Source organism: Streptomyces sp. NPDC030991 (assembly GCF_055571235.1).
The window spans coordinates 243482-260305 of sequence record NZ_JBVIFR010000010.1 but is presented as its reverse complement, the minus strand read 5'-3'; the positions used below and the strand labels follow the sequence as shown (position 1 = coordinate 260305).

General features: G+C 74.1%; 13 protein-coding genes. 3 read left to right on the top strand and 10 right to left on the bottom strand.

Annotation, left to right across the window (positions count from 1 at the left end):
- The first annotated feature begins 33 nt into the window (after positions 1–33).
- Positions 34–642 carry an LmbU family transcriptional regulator gene (locus ACZ45E_RS20780; protein WP_468222541.1) on the top strand — a complete coding sequence of 203 codons (609 nt, stop codon included), beginning with the start codon at positions 34–36 and terminating at the stop codon, positions 640–642.
- 56 nt (positions 643–698) lie between these two features.
- On the opposite strand, the gene ACZ45E_RS20775 is transcribed toward ACZ45E_RS20780, so the two are convergent.
- Positions 699–1343: an FMN-binding negative transcriptional regulator gene (locus tag ACZ45E_RS20775; RefSeq protein WP_468222540.1), complete on the bottom strand. Its 645-nt coding sequence runs from the start codon at positions 1341–1343 to the stop codon at positions 699–701.
- A 240-nt stretch (positions 1344–1583) separates the two neighbouring features.
- Between ACZ45E_RS20775 and ACZ45E_RS20770 the strand changes: the two genes are divergently transcribed.
- The gene (locus ACZ45E_RS20770) at positions 1584–2936 is read left to right on the top strand and encodes a lysine N(6)-hydroxylase/L-ornithine N(5)-oxygenase family protein (RefSeq protein ID WP_468222538.1); all 1353 of its coding nucleotides are present in this window, start codon (positions 1584–1586) and stop codon (positions 2934–2936) included.
- Between the two features lie 17 nt (positions 2937–2953).
- Here ACZ45E_RS20770 and ACZ45E_RS20765 read toward each other — a convergent pair whose 3' ends face one another.
- The 8 genes from ACZ45E_RS20765 to ACZ45E_RS20730 all read right to left on the bottom strand — a co-directional run bounded on the left by ACZ45E_RS20765 (position 2954) and on the right by ACZ45E_RS20730 (position 15201).
- Positions 2954–3787, bottom strand: coding sequence for a 4'-phosphopantetheinyl transferase family protein (locus tag ACZ45E_RS20765; protein WP_468222536.1), 834 nt, complete (start codon positions 3785–3787; stop codon positions 2954–2956).
- Positions 3788–3822: 35 nt separating this feature from the next.
- Positions 3823–5577, bottom strand: coding sequence for an acyl-CoA dehydrogenase (locus ACZ45E_RS20760; protein ID WP_468222535.1), 1755 nt, complete (start codon positions 5575–5577; stop codon positions 3823–3825).
- A 269-nt stretch (positions 5578–5846) separates the two neighbouring features.
- A complete protein-coding gene (locus tag ACZ45E_RS20755; RefSeq protein WP_468222533.1) occupies positions 5847–9596 on the bottom strand; it encodes a DUF5302 family protein in 3750 nt (1249 codons plus the stop codon).
- Positions 9597–9646: 50 nt separating this feature from the next.
- Positions 9647–9910 carry a phosphopantetheine-binding protein gene (locus ACZ45E_RS20750; protein ID WP_468222532.1) on the bottom strand — a complete coding sequence of 88 codons (264 nt, stop codon included), beginning with the start codon at positions 9908–9910 and terminating at the stop codon, positions 9647–9649.
- A 104-nt stretch (positions 9911–10014) separates the two neighbouring features.
- On the bottom strand, positions 10015–10971 hold the full coding sequence (locus ACZ45E_RS20745) for an aromatase/cyclase (protein WP_468222601.1): 957 nt from the start codon (positions 10969–10971) through the stop codon (positions 10015–10017).
- A 34-nt stretch (positions 10972–11005) separates the two neighbouring features.
- Positions 11006–11788: a 3-oxoacyl-ACP reductase FabG gene (fabG, locus tag ACZ45E_RS20740; protein ID WP_468222530.1), complete on the bottom strand. Its 783-nt coding sequence runs from the start codon at positions 11786–11788 to the stop codon at positions 11006–11008.
- A 1-nt stretch (position 11789) separates the two neighbouring features.
- Positions 11790–13556: an FAD-dependent oxidoreductase gene (locus ACZ45E_RS20735; protein WP_468222529.1), complete on the bottom strand. Its 1767-nt coding sequence runs from the start codon at positions 13554–13556 to the stop codon at positions 11790–11792.
- A 43-nt stretch (positions 13557–13599) separates the two neighbouring features.
- Complete coding sequence (locus ACZ45E_RS20730; RefSeq protein ID WP_468222527.1) at positions 13600–15201, bottom strand: class I adenylate-forming enzyme family protein; 1602 nt, start codon at positions 15199–15201, stop codon at positions 13600–13602.
- A 161-nt stretch (positions 15202–15362) separates the two neighbouring features.
- Between ACZ45E_RS20730 and ACZ45E_RS20725 the strand changes: the two genes are divergently transcribed.
- On the top strand, positions 15363–15848 hold the full coding sequence (locus ACZ45E_RS20725; protein ID WP_468222526.1) for a nuclear transport factor 2 family protein: 486 nt from the start codon (positions 15363–15365) through the stop codon (positions 15846–15848).
- A gap of 47 nt (positions 15849–15895) precedes the next feature.
- Here the strand turns inward: ACZ45E_RS20725 and ACZ45E_RS20720 are convergent, their stop codons facing one another.
- Complete coding sequence (locus tag ACZ45E_RS20720; protein ID WP_468222524.1) at positions 15896–16813, bottom strand: MBL fold metallo-hydrolase; 918 nt, start codon at positions 16811–16813, stop codon at positions 15896–15898.
- Positions 16814–16824 lie beyond the last annotated feature (11 nt).

Genomic DNA, 16824 nt, shown 5'->3' with positions numbered 1-16824 from the left:
CTCACGCCTGGCCCCGCCCCGCGCCGCGGCCAGGTGCTGACCACCAAGGTGGGCCTGCAGATGCCGGCCGGGCTGGTCTACGACGAGTGGGAGCGGGCCGGGCGTCAGCTCGCCGACGTCCTCGACTCCTCCTCCTGGTGGCTGGGCGACTGGCTCGTGTACGGCAAGGACCATTACACCGACCGGTACCAGCGCGGGATCCGCGCCGCCGGTCTCTCGTACCAGACCCTGCGCAACTACGCCTGGGTCTCCCGGCGCTTCGACCACCACCGGCGCCGGGCCGCCCTGAGCTTCCAGCACCACGCCGAGCTGGCCTCCATGCCCGTCGAGGAGCAGGACCTCTGGCTCGACCGCGCCGAGCAACGGCGGTGGAGCACCAAGCAGTTGCGCGGCGCCCTGCGCGCCACGCGCCAGAGCGAGCAGCAGCCGCGCGCCGCGGTCGTGCCGAGCCGCAGCCTGGAGGTGCCCGGCAGCCGGCTCCAGTGGTGGAGCAAGGCCGCGGAGCGGTTGGGCGTCGACTTCGAGCAGTGGGTGACGGCCACGCTGGACAGCGCCGCCGCCAGCGCTCTGGAGAGCCTCGGCAAGCCGGCGGAGCGCGAGGACCTCGCCGAGCGGACGCGGCCGGTCGCCATCAGCGCCTGATCCGTCCCGCCCGGACCGTCAGCGCCCCGGGTCCCCGCCCCGGTGCCCCCGGCCCGTCACGGCAGTTGGCTCATCAGCCCGGCCGTCTCGCGCTTGTACGTGCACGCGCTCTGTCCGAACGACTCCCGCACCCGGGCGCGCACCTCGCCCGGCTGCTCCTGGCTGAGCTTGAACATGCCCTCGGCCCCGGTCACCGTGAACCGGAAGGCGCCCACGGCCGGCACGATCTTGCGGAAGTAGTCGAGCGACTCGGTCATGTCCCAGCCGTTGCCGAACGCCCCCTCGAAGGCGCGCACGGTCGACTGCACCACACCGAGCGTCTCCTCGGTCGAGTCGATCTTCTCCACCACCCCCCGGACATGCACCGACGTGAAGTTCCACGTCGGGGCGGCCGGGGTCTTCTCGTACACGGTGGGTGACACATAGGAGTGCGGGCCGGTGAACGTCAGCAGCAGGACGCCGCCCGTCTCCAGCGCCGCCCAGTGCGGGTTGGCCCGGTTCATGTGCCCGAGGAGCGTGACCCCCGGCAGTTCACCGGTGTGGTCGCCGGACGTCTCGGGGTCGAAGATCACCGGCAGGTGCGTGGCGAACGGACCGTCCTCGGGGCGGCCGTTGGAGGCCGCGAGCGCCAATGGGTTACCGCGGATCAGGTCCACCATCCAGGAATTGTCCGGTTCGCGGTAAAAGCTGGGCACGAACATCCGTATCCACCCTTTCAGCAACCATCGGCCGCATCGTGCGGGGATGTTGAAAATTTGCGCCGACCGTACCGCCGTCCCGTCGACGGGACAACGCTTTCGGATATCGAGCGCCTCGATCGGCACTCGATCACCGCTCGTGCCGTCTTCGAGTTGATTTCGAGGCGCTCCACGGGGCAACACTGGGGAACGGGTCTCTCGGGCCACCGGACGAGTTTTCCAGACGCAAACGGGAGAAGTTCTATGGGCATAACGGGTAGGCGCAGTCAGGAGATCTACGACGTGGTCGGTATCGGGTTCGGCCCGTCCAACCTGTCGCTCGCCATCGCCCTGGAGGAGCACGGGACGAGCTCTCCGCAGCATCCGGTCAGGTCGCACTTCTTCGAGCGGCAGCCCTCGTTCGGCTGGCACCGGAACATGCTGCTGCCGTCGACGACCATGCAGATCTCGTTCCTGAAGGACCTGGCGACGTTCAGGAACCCGATGTCCCGGTTCAGCTTCGTCTCGTATCTGCACGCCTCGAACCGGCTGGTGCAGTTCGTGAACAACCAGGACTTCTTCCCGACCCGGAAGGAGTTCCACCAGTACCTGGAGTGGGCGGCAGCCGGCCTGCGCGACCGGGTCAGCTACGGCGCCGAGGTCACCTCGATCAGGCCCGCCACCGAGTCCGGGGTCCCGGCGCCCGACCTCCTGGAGATCGAGGTGCGCGACGGCGACGGCGCCACCAGCGTGGTCAGGGCCCGCAACGTGGCCATCTCGACGGGCCTGGTGCCGCGCCTGCCGAAGGGGGTGACCGCCGACGAACGGGTGTGGCACAGCTCGGAGTTCCTGAGCAGGTTCAACGCGCAGGCCCCGGACGATCTCAAGAGCGTGGCGGTGGTCGGCGCCGGCCAGAGCGCGGCCGAGATCACCCGGTTCCTCTACGACGCGCTGCCGCACGCCCAGGTCTCCGCGATCGTCCCGTCCTACGGGTACTCCGTCGCCGACGACACCCCGTTCGCCAACCAGGTGTTCGACCCCGGCGCCGTCGACGAGTACTACTTCGGCACCGAGCAGGCCCAGGACGCGTTCTGGCGCTACCACCGCAACACCAACTACTCGGTGGTGGACGCCGACGTCATCCGCGCCCTGCACCAACGCGCGTACGACGAGCAGGTGCAGGGCGAGCGGCGGCTGCGCTTCCGCAACCTCACCCGGGTCGCGGAGGTCAAGCGCGCCGGCAGTGGGACGCGCGTGGTCCTGCGTTCGCTGCTCGACGACCGGACGGAGGAACTCGCCGTCGACGCGCTGGTGTTCGCCACCGGCTACGACGGCCTCGACCCGTCCCATCTGCTGGGCGACTTCGACCAGCACTTCGCGCGCGACGCGGCCGGCCGCCACCGGGTGGAACGCGACTACCGCCTCGTCTCCGCCTCGGGTCTGGCCTGCGGCGTCTACCTTCAGGGCGGCACCGAGCACAGCCACGGCCTGTCGTCGTCGCTGCTGTCGAACATCGCGGTACGCAGCGGCGAGATCGCCGATTCGATCGTGCTGCGGCGCACCGAGCGGGAGCTGGAACGCGCCTGCCCCCTGGAGGCCGCGCCCTCGACCGCCTGAGACGGGCGCGCCGGGCGTCAGTCCAGGAGTTCGCTGACGGCGCCCATGAACCCCTCGTCGAGCATGGTGCGGGCCGCCGTGTCGCGGGAGCTGTCCAGGCCCGCGTCGTGGCGGGCCACGCTGAGCACGTAGCGGCCGAGGACGCGGTGCGTGGCGAAGGCCCATTCGCCGCGGGCGGCGGGGCTGCCGTCCGGGGCGAGCAGGTCACCGCTGTCCACCCCGAAGCCGAACTCGGTGAAGCCGAGCCGCAGGCCCTGCCCCAGCGCCTTGGTGTAGGCCTCCTTCAGGGTCCAGACGCGCAGCATGGCCGCGGTGCGCCCGGCGTCGTCCAGGTGGTCGAGGGCGGCGCGTTCGGCCGGGGTGAGGACATGCCCGCTCAGCAGGTCGTACGACATCCGGCGGTCGGCCGGTTCGGCGTCGACACCGATGCGCCCGTCGCGGCTGACACCGACCGCGATCAGGTCGTCGGTGTGGGTGAGGCTGACGTCGATCTGGTCGAGGCCGCGCAGGTACGGGCGGCCGCCGATCTTGTACGCGAGGTCGAGCTCCACCGGGTCGGTCTGCAGGGCGGCGGCGGCCGTGTACTTGGTGGCGAGGCGGGAGGCGACGAAGCGGTAGCGGACGGTGGGGTCGGCGGTGCGGCGGTAGCGCTGCCAGTCGCGGCCGAGCAGCGGGCGCAGGGCGGGCTCCGCGAGGGCGGCGGTGAGCCATTCGCCCCAGGTGGTGTGGACGACGGCGTTGCCGTAGCGGTCCATGGCCTCGCGCACCCGGTGCCAGGGGGCGCCGGGGCCGCTGACGTGGACCGGCGCGCTGATGCGTTCCGCGCCGTCGGTGGGGGTGAGGGTCGTCAAGGGGCCTTCCTTCCCTGGAGCGTGGTGCCGGCGGGTCACGGCGCGTAGGAGACCGCGTCGAGGTCGCAGCTGCGGCCCTCCCGGTAGCGGCGGAGGAGTTCGTCGAGCACCTGCTCCTGGACGCCGTCGGGCAGGTCGGGCGCCGGGACCCCGTGCCGGCCGGCGAGCCGGGTCAGGGCGAGGACGGCCCAGGCCGGGTCGGCGAGGAACGGGTCGCTGCCGTCCTGCTGCTCCCAGAAGCCGAGGACCCCGGCGGCGCCGACGACTCCGGCGTAGCGGTCGCTGAGCACGGCCACCGCGGGGTCGGCGAGGGCGGCGCCGGAGGTCGGCAGGCGCCGGCACTGCTCGCGCAGGGCGCGCAGTTCGGTGACGAAGGCCTCGGCGAGCCCGGCGAGGGCTCCGAGGGCGCCTCGGCCGCCCCGCGCGGGGCCGAGCCGGGCGGCGCTGCCGACGAGCGAGGCGGCCATGAAGTCGCCGCCGCCTGCGATGCCGAGCAGCCCGTGCTCCAGGTCGGGCAGGTCGCTGCCGGACCGGAACAGCTCGGGCGGTGGCTCCTCCTCGGCGAACCAGGACCGTTCGGCGAGGCCGCGCAGCTGGGGCACGAGCACCGCCTGGCAGGAGGCGCTGCCGGCATGGCCGAGTCCGGCCACGGGCAGATCGCGGACGAGCTTGTCGAGCGCCCCGTACGCGGGGTCGGCGTGGTCGTAGCCGCGGGCACCGAGGACCGCGGCCAGTTCCTCCAGGTCCTCGCGGAGCAGGTCGGGCACGACGTACTTGACGGCGGCGGCGTAGAGATGGGCCTGCGTGGGCAGCAGCGACAGGGCCCGCAGGACGATCGTGGCCATGGCGTCGCAGGCCAGCAGGTCGGCGAAGACGCCGGTGAGCGGCTTGTGCCAGCGCTTGGCCACGGGCCCCGTACGGCCGTCGGTCGTGGCCCGCACGGCCGAGTGCAGCACGGTGCCGACGGCCGAGGTGACGACGCCGCAGATCACGCTCCGGTTGACCTGGAACACCCGGAGCGCGACGCCCACTCCGTCGCCCTCGGCGCCGACCAGCGCCGTGGCGGGGACGGGGCAGTCGGTGAACTCCAGGCCGGAGAAGAGCGCCCCGCGCATGCCGGGCATCGCGACGCGCGGCAGGTGCCGCACGTGGCCGGCCCCGTCCCGGGCGGGGTCGAGGAGCAGCACGGAGTGGCTGCGCGGTCCGCGGGCGGTGTCGGTGCGTGCGTAGACGACCCGGAGGTCGGCGCGCGCGGCGTTGATGATGACGTCTTTGCGGCCGTCGAGCCGGTAGCCGCCCGCGGTGCGGCGGGCGCTGAACTCGTGGCGCAGGATCGCGTTGGCGTGTGCGAGTTCGTGGTGCAGGATCGTCGCACGCCCGCCGCCGAGCAGCAGGTCGGCGACGTCCTGGCGCTGGCGTGCGGTGCCCGCGGTCCAGACGGCGCCCGCGGCGAACAGGGACGTGATCCCGTAGCCGAAGCCGAGCGCGACGTCGCGCCGGAAGACGGGGCGCAGGGCGCGCGCCAGCAGGTCGGCCCGGGTGAGCAGGCCGCCGTGGGCGGCGGGCACGAGCTCGGCGCCGAACCCCGCCCCGGCGAGCAGTGCCTCGGTCTCGGCGGGCGGTTCGCCCCGGTCGTCCGCGGCGAACAGCGCCCGCAGGCCGTGGGGGTTGCCCGGGTCGTACGGGTCGCCCAGCAGCGCCTCGAGCCGCGCGGCCCGCGCGCGGGCGTCCGCCTCCGTCCGTCCGAACGGCGCGCCCGGGGGGTGGATGTTCTCGGCGGTGATGGTCATGGCGGCGGTGGTCAGCTCCCTCGTCGCGGTACGGGGCGCAGCGTGCGCACCCGTACCCAGACCCTGAACGCCTCTCCTTGAGCCCGGGTGGAGGTGCTCTCGACACATCCTCCGGTGTTCCTGCGGCGGGGCTCCGACGCGCCGGAGGCGTTTCTCCGTCGTTTCTCGAGCGGTCTCGATCGGCGCTGACGGGTCCTGCGCGGCGCTCTTCGGCACACGAAAAAGCCGCGGCACCCCGTGGTCGGGGTGTCGCGGCGTCCGGGCTCCGGTCAGCCGGTCTTACGGCGGAAGTTACGTTTCTGACCTGCGGGGTTGCCCATGTTCTTGACCTTCGCGCGGCCCTCTTCGTGCGCCTGCTTGGCGCGTGAGACCTGCGACTTGCGCTCCAGTGCCTCTTTGAATTTGGCGCGTACCGGGTCCGCGTCCGCGTTGTCGCCGCGGTTGCTCTTCGGAGTGTCAGTCATACGGTTCTCCTTGCCGTAAAGAACAGCTTTGCCGGAGTTGCACGGCAGCACCACTGTCACGACCGGAGCTGGACGGTCACTCGAGCGGCGCTGGAAGGCGTAGGTCGGCAGATCGACCGGGACGCCGGTGCCGAAGACCCGCTCCCAGCCGATGTCCTGCCCGGCCACGTGCAGCGTGCCCAACGCCCTGACCATGGAGCGCACTTCAGCCGTGGGTCCGTCCGGCTCGCGCGCGGTGCCCTGCGACGCCACGAACACCGCGGGCTCTCGCACGCAGGACGCGCCCATCGTGGTCAGCACCTCGGCGGGACCGCACTCCACGTAGCGGCCCACCCCCGAGCGTTCCAGGGTGCGCACCGCGTCCGCGAACCGCACGGGGCCGCGCGCCTGCCGCATCCAGTACGCCGGGTCCGACACCTCACCGGCCGTCCCGGTGCGGCCCGTCACCGTGGACACCCACGGGATCGACGGCGCGTGGAACGCGCACTCCGCCACGGCCCGTGCGAACTCCCCCAGCATCGCGTCCATGTGCGGGGAGTGGAACGCGCGCGGCGCCGTCAGCCGCCGCACCCGGCGCCCCTCCCCCACGCACCAGGCCAGTACCGTCTCGACCGCGTCCGCGTCGCCGCTGACCACGGTCTCCGCTCCGTTCACCGCGGCGACCGACACCCGGCCGCCGATGCGCGTCAGCACCTCGATGGTGTCGGACTCCGAGGCCAGGACGGCGGCCATCGCCCCGCCCGGCTCGCACGCCTGCATCAGCCGGCCCCGCGCCGCCACCAGGCGCGCCGCGTCGGCCAGTTCCAGCACTCCCGCCGCGTGCGCCGCCGCCACCTCGCCCACCCCGTGCCCGGCCACCGCGGCCGGCACCACGCCCCAGGACCGCCAGAGGCGGTACAGCGCCACCTCGACCGCGAACAGCGCCGGCTGCGCGAACTCCGTCTCGTGGACCAGCGCCGCGTCCGGGCCGTCCTGCGCGGCGAACAACACCGCGACCAGCGGCAGCCGCAGGTGGGGGTCGAGCGCGGCGCACGCCTCGTCCAGCGCCCGCCGGAACGCGGGGAACGCGGCGTACAGCTCCCTGCCCATGCCGGTGTGCTGGCTGCCCTCGCCGGTGAAGAGCAGGGCGAGGTCCTCTCTCGCGGCGGCCGCACCCGCGACGAGGGCGGGGTGGGCGCGGTCGTTGGCCAGGGCGCGCAGGGCCGCCGCCGCCTCCGCCGACGAGGCGGCCACGACGCTCGCCCGGTGCTCCAGGTGGGGGCGGTGCCGGGCGGCGGTGTACGCCACGTCGGGCAGGCCGGCGTCGGGGGTGCCGTCGAGCCGGCCGGCGAGCCGGGCCGCGTTCTCGGCGCGGGCCCGCGCGGTGCGGCCCGAGACGGTGAGGGCGACCGGGGCCGAAGCGGCGCGGCGGCGACGGCCGGTGACGGCGCCCCAGTCCACGTCGGACCCGTCGCACCACAGCGCGGCGGCGACGTCCTCCAGGGCCCGGCGGGCGGGCCGGTCGCGGTGGCCGGTGCTCAGGACGTCCGGCTGGTCGCCGCCGAGGGAGTCGAGGCCGCGTCGCAGCGCGTGGCCCGCCACCGGGTGCGGCGTGATCTCGACGACGCGCAGGCGCCGCCGGTCGCCGAGCGCGCGGGCGGCCTCGGCCAGGCGGGGGTGGGTGCGCGGGGCGCGGGTCCAGTAGGCGGCGTCGAGGTCCGTGCCGTCGACGTAGCCGCCGGTGACGGTCGACCAGAACGGCACGGTGGTGGGGCGGGGCCGCAGGGCGTCCAGGGCTTCGGCCGCCTCCGGTGCGGGCCGGGACCTGGCGGCGATCAGGCGGGCGCCGTCGGTGAGCGCCAGCGCGCCCGCGAAGACGGCGGCGGCCACCTCGCCCGTGCCCTGCCCGAGGACGACGGTGGGCTCGACGCCCCAGGCGCCCAGGGTGCGGGCGAGGGCCGTCTGGAGGGCGAACAGGACGGGCTGGACGACGTCGGCGCGCGCCAGGCGGGACGTGGCCCGGTCCGCGAGGAGTTCCGCGGTGACCGACCAGCCGGTGAACGGCCGCAGGGCCGCGTCGCACGCGTCGAGGGCGGCCCGGAACGCGGGTTCGCCGAGCAGGTCGCGCCCCATGCCGAGCCACTGCGAGCCGCGGCCGGAGAAACAGAGGGCGAGCGCGTCCGGCCGCACGGCGCGGTCCGGGCCGGTGGGTGCGGCGAGGCCGGTGCGCAGCGCGTCGGCCAGTTCACCGGCGTGGCCGACGGCGGCGACCGTGCGGTGCCCGCCGGTGGCGCGGCCGAGGAGTTCGGGCGCGTACCAGGCGCCGCCCGCGCGGATGCGGCCGGTGAGCTCGTCGGCGGCGGTGCGCAGGCCGGCCGCGCTGTCCGCGGCGAGCGGCACGAACAGCCGTCGCCGGTGCGGTGGTTCCTCCAGCGCCACCTGGGCGTCGGCGCCGTCGGGGCCGATGCCGCCGACGGCCGCGTAGCGGCGGCCCCCGCCCGGCCATGGCGTGCGCTCGGTGACGACGTGGAGGCGGTGCGCCCCGGCGTCGGCGCGTGGGGCGCGGGTGGCGGGGAGTTCGCCGTGGTGCAGGGCGAGCGCGGTCTTCATCAGGGCGACGACTCCGGCGGCGGCTTCCAGGTGGCCGAAGTTGGCCGTGGCGGAGCCGACGCGCACCGCTGCGGTGCGGGCGCCGGTGAAGACGGTGCCGAGGGCCTCGGTCTCGGCGGGGTCGTCGGGGGATCCGTCGCCGCCGTGGGTCTCGGCGTAGGAGACGTGTCCTGGGTCGACGCCGGCGTCGGCCCAGGCGGCGCGCATCACGTCCGCCCGGCCGCCGGGGGCGGCGGCGACGGCGCTGCCGCGGATCACGGCGTAGACGCGGTCGCCGGCGGCGAGCGCGTCGGTCAGGCGGCGCAGCACGAGGACGCCACAGCCCTCGCCGCGTACGGGCCCGGCGGCGTGCGGGCCGAGCAGCACGTGGACGCCGCCCGCGAGCGCCAGGTCCACCGCGCCGTCGCGCAGGGCGCGGACGGCCAGGTGGGCGGCGGTGAGCGAGGAGCCGCAGGCCGTGGCGACGGCGAGCGGCCGGCCGTCGCGGCCGAGGGCGCGCGCGATGTCGGTGGGGACGGCTCGCGCCGTGGTGCCCATGAAGACTCCGGTACGCCCCTGGGCGAGGGCGTCGTGGACGACCCGGGCGTCCTCCAGCGCGGCCCAGGCGGTCTCCAGGGCGATGCGCCGCGCGGGGCCCATCCACCGGGCCTCGTCGGGCGGGATGCCGAACAGGCCCGCGTCGAACCCGGTGATGTCGTCGAGGAAGGCGCCGCTGCGGGCGGCCGCCGTACCGGAGGGCGGGGCGTGCCACCGGCCCGCGGGCACCTCGCCGACCGTGGTGACGCCGTCGAGCAGGCCCTGCCACAGGGCTCCTGGGGTGTCGATGCCGCCCGGCAGCCGGCAGCCGATGCCGACGATCGCGACCGGCTCGGGGGTGCGCGTGGCGCCGCGGGCGGGCCGCGCGGCGGGCGTGGGGTAGCGCCATACGGTCGAGGTGGGCACGGGCCGCTCCAGCCACTGGGACATCTGCGCATCCTTGAAGTTCGTCGAACCGGACCGTCGGGACATGGCCCGGCCTAACCCGCCAGGGAGGCGGAGAGCTTGCGCAGGACGAAGGCGTCGAGGGCGCTGATGGAGCGGAAGTGGTCGAGGTCCAGATCCTCGTTCCCGACGGTGATGCCGAACTCCTGCTCGACGAAGGCGACGAGCTGCATCGTGAACACCGACGAGACGAAGCCGAGTTCGAAGATGTCGGCGTCGTCGTCGAGGGCGTGCACCGGGAAGAAACGGGAGAGGTACTGCGCGATCCGGTCCCGAGGCTCGGTGGTGTCCGTGTGCATGTCTGGTTCCGCCCTTCCGCCGTGTCGTCGTCCGTGACCAGGCCGGTACCACCGGCGTCACCAGCCTGGTCGCTACGGCTCGAGCGCGACCGGAGCGCGGGATGTCACAGCACGCGGATCGCCGACTCCGCGTGCGCCCTGGCCAGTTCCATGGTGGCGGTGGAGTTGCGGCCGAGCGCCTGGCGCACGTACCGGCGGGCCGTGGTCAGGTCGGCGGCCGGGCCCAGGACCCGGGTGACCGCCTCCTCGCGCAGCACCACGCTGTGCTGCGAGTAGACCGTCACGCCCGTCTCGTCGGGTACGACCGACCATTCGCCCGTGTGCGCCTCCATCAGCGCCGGCGTGGCCGTCTGCTTGTAGACGATGCGTCCGGCGTGCGGGAAGCAGACCCGCACCGATTCAGTGGTGTGCCTGCTGCCGTCGGCCGTCAGTGTGTCCATGGACATGGTCTGGACGCCGGGGCTCTCCTCGGTCAGGTCCACGCGGGAGACGTGCGGGATCAGGTCGGGCCAGTCGCCCACCCGGTACAGGAAGTCGTAGACCAGCTCGGCCGGCCCCTTGACCCGTACGGAGTCCTCGAAGGACAGGACCAGCTCGTCCAGGCGCGTCCAGCGCTCCGCGAGCCGCTTGATGTTGTCCAGTTCGGCGCGGGAGTTGCTGTCGCAGGCGCTCTCCACCCACGCCACGTCCTCGGGGCGGTCGCCGGGGACGGTGAAGTCGTGCAGCAGGGTCAGCAGGCTGGCGCCGCCGGGCCGTTCCTCGACGATCCAGGTCCCGTGCATGGTCTGCACCGGCGCCTGCGGCCGGGTCTGGTGGAACTCGATCCGCCGCGTCCGGGGGTCCTGCTCCCGGTGCGAGATCCATGACCGGACCTCGCCGTTGGCGAGGGCCCACATCCGCAGGCGTTCGTGTGTCCCGTCGAACTCCAGCCGTTCCACGTGCACGTTCGGCGGGAAGTACAGCGGCCACTGCACCGCGTCCGAGATCAGCCCGTAGACGACCCCGGGTCCCGCGTCCACCTCGACGGAGTGCACCGTGCGGTGCACGCGCTCGCTCGTCACCACGTTCACGTCTTCCTCGTTTCCTTGACGGAGGTCAGTAGTTGCCCAGGCCGCCGCAGACGTTGAGCGCCTGCGCGGTGATCGAGGCCGCGGGCCCGGAGGCCAGGTAGGCGACGAGGGCGGCCACCTCCTCGGGCGTGGAGTAGCGGCCGAGCGGGATCTTCGCCTCGAACTGCGTCTGTACCTCCTCCTCCGTGGTCTCCCAGGCGGCCGCGTACCCCTGGCGCACGCGCTGGGCCATGGGCGTCTCCACGTAGCCGGGGCAGACCGCGTTGACGGTGATGCCGCGGGGGGCGAGCTCCCGGCCGAGCGCCTTGGTGAAGCCGACGACGCCGTGCTTCGAGGCGCTGTAGGGGGCGCCGAGCAGGACGCCCTGCTTGCCCGCGGTGGAGGCGATGTTGATGATCCGGCCGTACGCGGCGTCGGCGAGGCCGCCGTTGCGGAGCACCTCGCGCGTCACCAGGAACACGCTGTTGAGGTTGGTGTCGATGACGTCGTACCAGAGCTCGTCGGTGAGGTCGGCGGTGACCCCGCCGCCGCTGCGCCCGGCGTTGTTGACGAGCACGTTGACCGGTCCGTACGTCTCCACGGCCGCGGCCACGAGGGCGGCCACGGACTCGCGGGAGCGCACGTCCGCCGCCTCTCCGGCGACTTCGAGGCCCTCCGCGCGCAGATCCTCCACGGTCTGCTTGACGTCCTGGGCCGTGCGGGCGCACAGGAAGACCCGGTGCCCGGCGCGGGCCAGCTGCCGGACCGACTCCAGGCCGATGCCGCTCGTGGCTCCGGTCACCAGGGCGACGGGGTGGGTGGCAGACATGTCAGTGCTCCTCGAGGTGGTGGGTGGCGGCGCGCAGGGCGAGTCCCGGCTCACGCCGTGCCGCGTCGGCGAGCGGTGCCGGCGGCACCAGCGGGGCCAGGGCCCGGCGCAGGGACGGCCGGGTCAGCAGGGAGCCGCGGGCCGCGACATAGCCGTCGGGGCGTACGAGGACCCAGGCGCCGGGCGGCAGGCCGAGCGCGGTGCGCAGCCGCCGGTCCGGGTCGGCGAGCGGTGCGGGCCCGTCGGAACCGGCGCCGCCGACGGTCCTGACCGACAGCCACTCGCCGTACTGGGCGGCCGCGGTGACGGCGACGCCGACGGGGACGTCGCCCGGCCCCTCACCGCCCGCGGCGAGCAGCAACGTCCAGCGCGGGTCGCGCAGTTCGGCCCGGAAGGCACGGAAGGCGGGGTCGGGTTGGTCCGGCGTCGCGACGGCGGTGACACGGCCGCCCGGGCCGGGGACCGGGGCCGGGGTCCGGGCGCTCATCAGGACGGATCCGGCGTCCGCGAGGTAGCCGAACCGGTCGGTGTCCGGGGTGGTCAGCGACGAGGCCGCGTACCCGATCTTCAGCCCCGACATGCCGCCCAGCACCTTGCGCTGCACGGCCCTGCGCAGCGGCCGCACCGTGTTCACGACGCGCAGTGCGATCGGCAGGACCACGCCCGCGAGCGCGTTCTTCAGCTGCACCAGGGTGGTGGCGGTGCTCGTGGAGCCGAGCAGGGCGGCGCCGACGGGGACCCGCTCCTCGCTGTACGTCTCCAGCAACTCCTGCCCGGCGTGGCCCTGTTCGACCATGGCGAGCTTCCAGGCGAGGTTGTACGCCTCCTGGATGCCGGTGTTCATGCCCTGTCCTGAGGCGGGGCTGTGCACGTGCGCGGCGTCACCGGCCACGAGGACGCGGCCGTCCTGCATGCGCTCGACCATCCGCTGCTGGAAGGTGAAGACGGACGTCCAGGACGCCTCGCCGATCCGTACCCGGTGGCCGAGGCCCGCGCTGAGCTTGGCGGCGAGCAGCTCCTCCGCGCGGCCCGGCAGGTCCGCGCCGGCGGTGGGCACGGTGTCGAGGATGCGCCAGTGCCCGTCGCGGGCGAAGGGCACCATCATCAGGGCCTGCCCGTCGGTGTGCGCCCAGTAGATGCTGTCGGGTTCCACCTCGGTCTCGACCGGGACGTCCGCGAGCATCCACGTCTCGCTGCTCTCGCCGACGAGTTCGAGGCCGAGCTGTTTGCGTACGGTGCTGTGGCCGCCGTCGCAGCCCACCAGCCAGGACGTCGTGCAGGTCTCCTCGCGGCTGTCCGCGTGCACCAGGCGTGCGCGCACCTCCCCCGCGTTCTGCGACAGTTCCGCGAGGCGTACTCCCCATTCGACGCGGACCCCGAGCCGGGCCACCGCCGAGCGCAGCACGGCCTCGGTCTCGGTCTGCTCGATGACCAGGGTGAACGGGTAGCGGGTGGGCATCGTCGCGTAGTCGGCGCGCAGGCGGACCCGGCGCCGACCACCGGCGTACATGGTGAACGCCCGGTTGCGCCGTCCCCGGGGCAGCACGTCGTCGACGATGCCCATCTGGTCGTACGTCTCCAGGGTGCGGGGGTGCGTGGCGACGGCGCGGCTGGTGCGGGCGGGTCCCGGTGCGGCGTCGATCAGCCGCACGCGAAGGCCGCGGCGCGCGAGTTCGTGGGCTGCGGTCAGCCCGACCGGGCCCGCGCCGACGACCAGCACCTGGGCCGAAGGGGTGGGCTCGGCGGACCGGCCGGCGGGGTTCACCATGGTGTGCTCCAGGGTCGGTTGCGGGTCGCGGGGGCGGGGCCGGTCATGCGGCGGCCCGGTGTCTCAACTGCGCGCGCACGGAACGCCGTTCGGGTTTTCCGGTGCGGGTGCGCGGTACCGCGTCGATGGCCTCCGTGAACCGGATCCGCTCGAAGGAGGCGAGGTGTTCGTTGGCGCGCGTGGTGATCGAGTCGAGGACGTCGAGGATGCCGAGGCCCACCAGGTCGTTCCCGGCCGTGTGGGCGTCGGCCGCGGCGCCGTCGGTCAGGATGATGCCCGCCCAGACCACCGCGCCGTGCTCGGCGTCGGGCCAGTCGGCCACGATGCAGTCGGCGACGCGCGGGTCCTCGCGGATGACTTGCTCGACCCGGCTGGGCGCGACGATCTCGTTGTCGTGCTTGAAGACGTCGGCGAGCCGGTCCACCAGCCGCAGGGCGCCGTCGTCGTCGAGGTAGCCGACGTCGCCGGTGGAGAACCAGCCGTCCGCGTCGATCCTCTCCTCGTGCCCGCCTTCGAGATACCCGGCCATCACCTGCGGCCCTCTGACCTGGACCTCGCCGGTCGCCCAGACGTCGACGGGGCGGCGCGTGGTCAGGTCGACGAGCCGGCACTCGGTACCGGGCACCACGTCGCCGACCATGCCGGGGCGGTAGTGGTCGGGCTGCTGGCAGTGGGTGAGCGGGGAGAGCTCGGCCATGCCGTAGCCCTGGATGACGGGCACGCCGAGCCGTTCGCGCAGCGCGCTCGCCACCTGCGGGGCGAGCGCCGAACCGCCGGACAGCACGGCGGTCAGCCGCGGCCCGGGGCGGACCGCTTTGGTGAGGCGTCCGTCCCTGGCCAGGGCGTGCAGCCGGGCGGGCAGACCGTAGTAGTGGGTGGCGCCCGCCTCTGCGGCGGCAACGAGGGACGCGACCGGGTCGGGGTCCTGGCACAGCACCTGGCGGGCTCCGGCGTACATACCGGAGTTGAGGTGCATCACGTGGTAGAGCGGCAGGTGGTTGAGGGTGACCGAGCCGGCGTCCAGCCGGTGTGCGAGGGCGGTCTGCTTGGCGTTGGCGACCAGGTTGCGGTGGGTCAGGAGCACGCCCTTGGGGCGGCCGGTCGTCCCGGTGGTGAACTGCACGCAGGCGACGGCGCCCGGGTCGGCCGGTGTGCCTGCGCGCGGGGCCCGTACCCCGGCCAGGGCCTGGTGCAGGGGCACGGTACCGGCGGGCACCACGCCGTCGGCGGCGTCCGTGACGACGATCGCGCGCAGCGCGGGCAGGTCGCCGCGCATCTTGGCGAGCTGCCCGGCGGTGGCCGCGGGCACGAGGGCGATCTCCACCTGGGCCGAGGCGAGGACGTGGCGCAGGCCGTCCTCGCTGATCAGCGGGTTGACCAGGACGACCGTGGCGCCGCTGCGGGCGGTGCCGTAGTAGGCGGCGGCGAAGACCGGGTCGAGGACGCTCGCGACACCGACCCGGGCGCCCGCCGCGCCGCCGAGTTCCTGGCTCAGGTAGGCGGCGATCCGGTCGGCCCACGCGTCGAGCTCGGCGAAACCGACCGACCGGGCCGCGGTACGGATCGCGACCCCGTCCGGGTTCCGCCGGGCGGCGCGCCGCAGCAGTCCGTCGACGGGGAAGTCTGGGTGGGCGAAGTTCGGCAACGCTCGTTCTCCTCCGGCTCCGGCTGCGTGGCGTGGGCCACTGGACGGACTCACCGTCCGCCGGGGCGCTTGAGGAATGTTCGAAGGGCGCTCGATCGGCGCCACAGAGAGTGTCGGGGACCGGTGCAACAACGGACCGGTGACGAAGGAAAGGGACGGGCATGGCCACCGAGGTACTGACAGCTGTCGAACCCGCCTCCACGCAGGAGGGGTTCGGCGCGCTGCACGCGACGATCCAGCAGTTCTACGCGCACCAGATGCAGCTCTTCGACCAGCACGACGCCGAACGCTGGGCGGGCACGTTCACCGAGGACGCGGTCTTCGTCGTCCCCACCCTCGACGAACCGGTACGCGGCCGCGCCTCGCTCGCCGCGAACGTGCGCCGCAACCGGGAGCAGCAGGAGCGCACCGGCGAGCAGTTGCGGCACTGGATCGGCATGCTCGACGTGCAGCCGCAGGCCGACGGGACGGTGCGCACCCGGGCCTACGCCCTGGTCTACGCGACGCCGCGCGGCGGCGAGTCGAGGGTGTCGCGGGTGTGTGTGATGGAGGACGTGCTGATCCGCTCCCGCGGCAAGTGGCGCGCCCTCTCCCGCCTGGTGACCCGCGACGACCTCACCCTGACGGTGGAGGCGCAGGCGGCCTAGCGCCGGCCCCCGGGGCCGTCCGGCGGACAGGCTCCGGGGCCGGCCGCTCAGGCGTGGCAGGCCGGCAGGCCGCCGTGGTGTTCGGCCATCTCGCGGAAGAGCGCGGGGATGTCCAGCGGGTCGCCGGGCGCCGCGCCGAGCGCTTCGGCGTAGGCGCGGTGCAGGTTCGGCACGAGGCGCTCCGCGTCCAGCAGCTGCGCGTACGGTCCTGGCCCGGCCTCCCGGGCGGTCTCCAGCGGGGTGAGTCCGGCCGCGATGCCGTCGGCGGCGAGGCGCTGGAGGCGGCGCAGGTAGCCTTCGTTGACGTCGAGGAGTTCGGGGCCGCCGACCGGGCCGTGGCCGGGCACGACGGTGTCGGCGCCCAGGGCGCGCAGCTGCGCGAGGGCCGCCAGCGACCCCGACACGGAGCCCATCGGGCAGAACGGGGTGGCGCCCGCCATCACCAGGTCACCGGCGAACAGCACCCGCTGTGCGGGCAGCCAGACGACGGTGTCGCCGGTGGTGTGGGCGGGCCCCGGGTGCAGCAGCCGGGCGTGCCGGGCGCCCACGTGCAGGTCCATCCGGTCGCGGTAGGTGACGGTGGGTACGACGATCTCCAGATCGCCCCAGCACACGTCGGGCCACAGGCCCGTCAGATGGGTCCCGGCCGCGGCGGCCTCCACGCGGGCCCGCTCGTGGCCGACGACCGTGGCCTCGGGGAACACGAAGTTGCCGAAGGTGTGGTCGCCGTGGAAATGCGTGTTGACGAGGAACCGCGGCGGCAGCCCCGACACGCGCAGGACGTGTTCCCTGAGCCTGCGGGCCCGCGCCTCGGTGGCCACCGTGTCGATCAGGAGGCACGCGCCGTCGGCGACGAGGAGCCCGGCGTTGTTCAGGCACCAGCCGCCGTCGGGCTGCACGTAGGCGTGGACGCCGTCGGCGACCTCGTCGAGCCGGCCCTCGGGGAGGGGGTGTCCGGAGCGCACCGCGTCGCCGG

Bases quoted from the DNA above. Each gene is read 5' to 3' on its own strand.
- ACZ45E_RS20725 (WP_468222526.1), top strand. From the start codon at position 15,363: ATGGCCACCGAGGTACTGACAGCTGTCGAACCCGCCTCCACGCAGGAG.
- ACZ45E_RS20775 (WP_468222540.1), bottom strand. From the start codon at position 1,343: ATGTTCGTGCCCAGCTTTTACCGCGAACCGGACAATTCCTGGATGGTG.
- ACZ45E_RS20760 (WP_468222535.1), bottom strand. From the start codon at position 5,577: ATGACCATCACCGCCGAGAACATCCACCCCCCGGGCGCGCCGTTCGGA.
- ACZ45E_RS20755 (WP_468222533.1), bottom strand. From the start codon at position 9,596: ATGTCCCAGTGGCTGGAGCGGCCCGTGCCCACCTCGACCGTATGGCGC.
- ACZ45E_RS20735 (WP_468222529.1), bottom strand. From the start codon at position 13,556: ATGGTGAACCCCGCCGGCCGGTCCGCCGAGCCCACCCCTTCGGCCCAG.
- ACZ45E_RS20770 (WP_468222538.1), top strand. From the start codon at position 1,584: ATGGGCATAACGGGTAGGCGCAGTCAGGAGATCTACGACGTGGTCGGT.
- fabG (WP_468222530.1), bottom strand. From the start codon at position 11,788: ATGTCTGCCACCCACCCCGTCGCCCTGGTGACCGGAGCCACGAGCGGC.
- ACZ45E_RS20750 (WP_468222532.1), bottom strand. From the start codon at position 9,910: ATGCACACGGACACCACCGAGCCTCGGGACCGGATCGCGCAGTACCTC.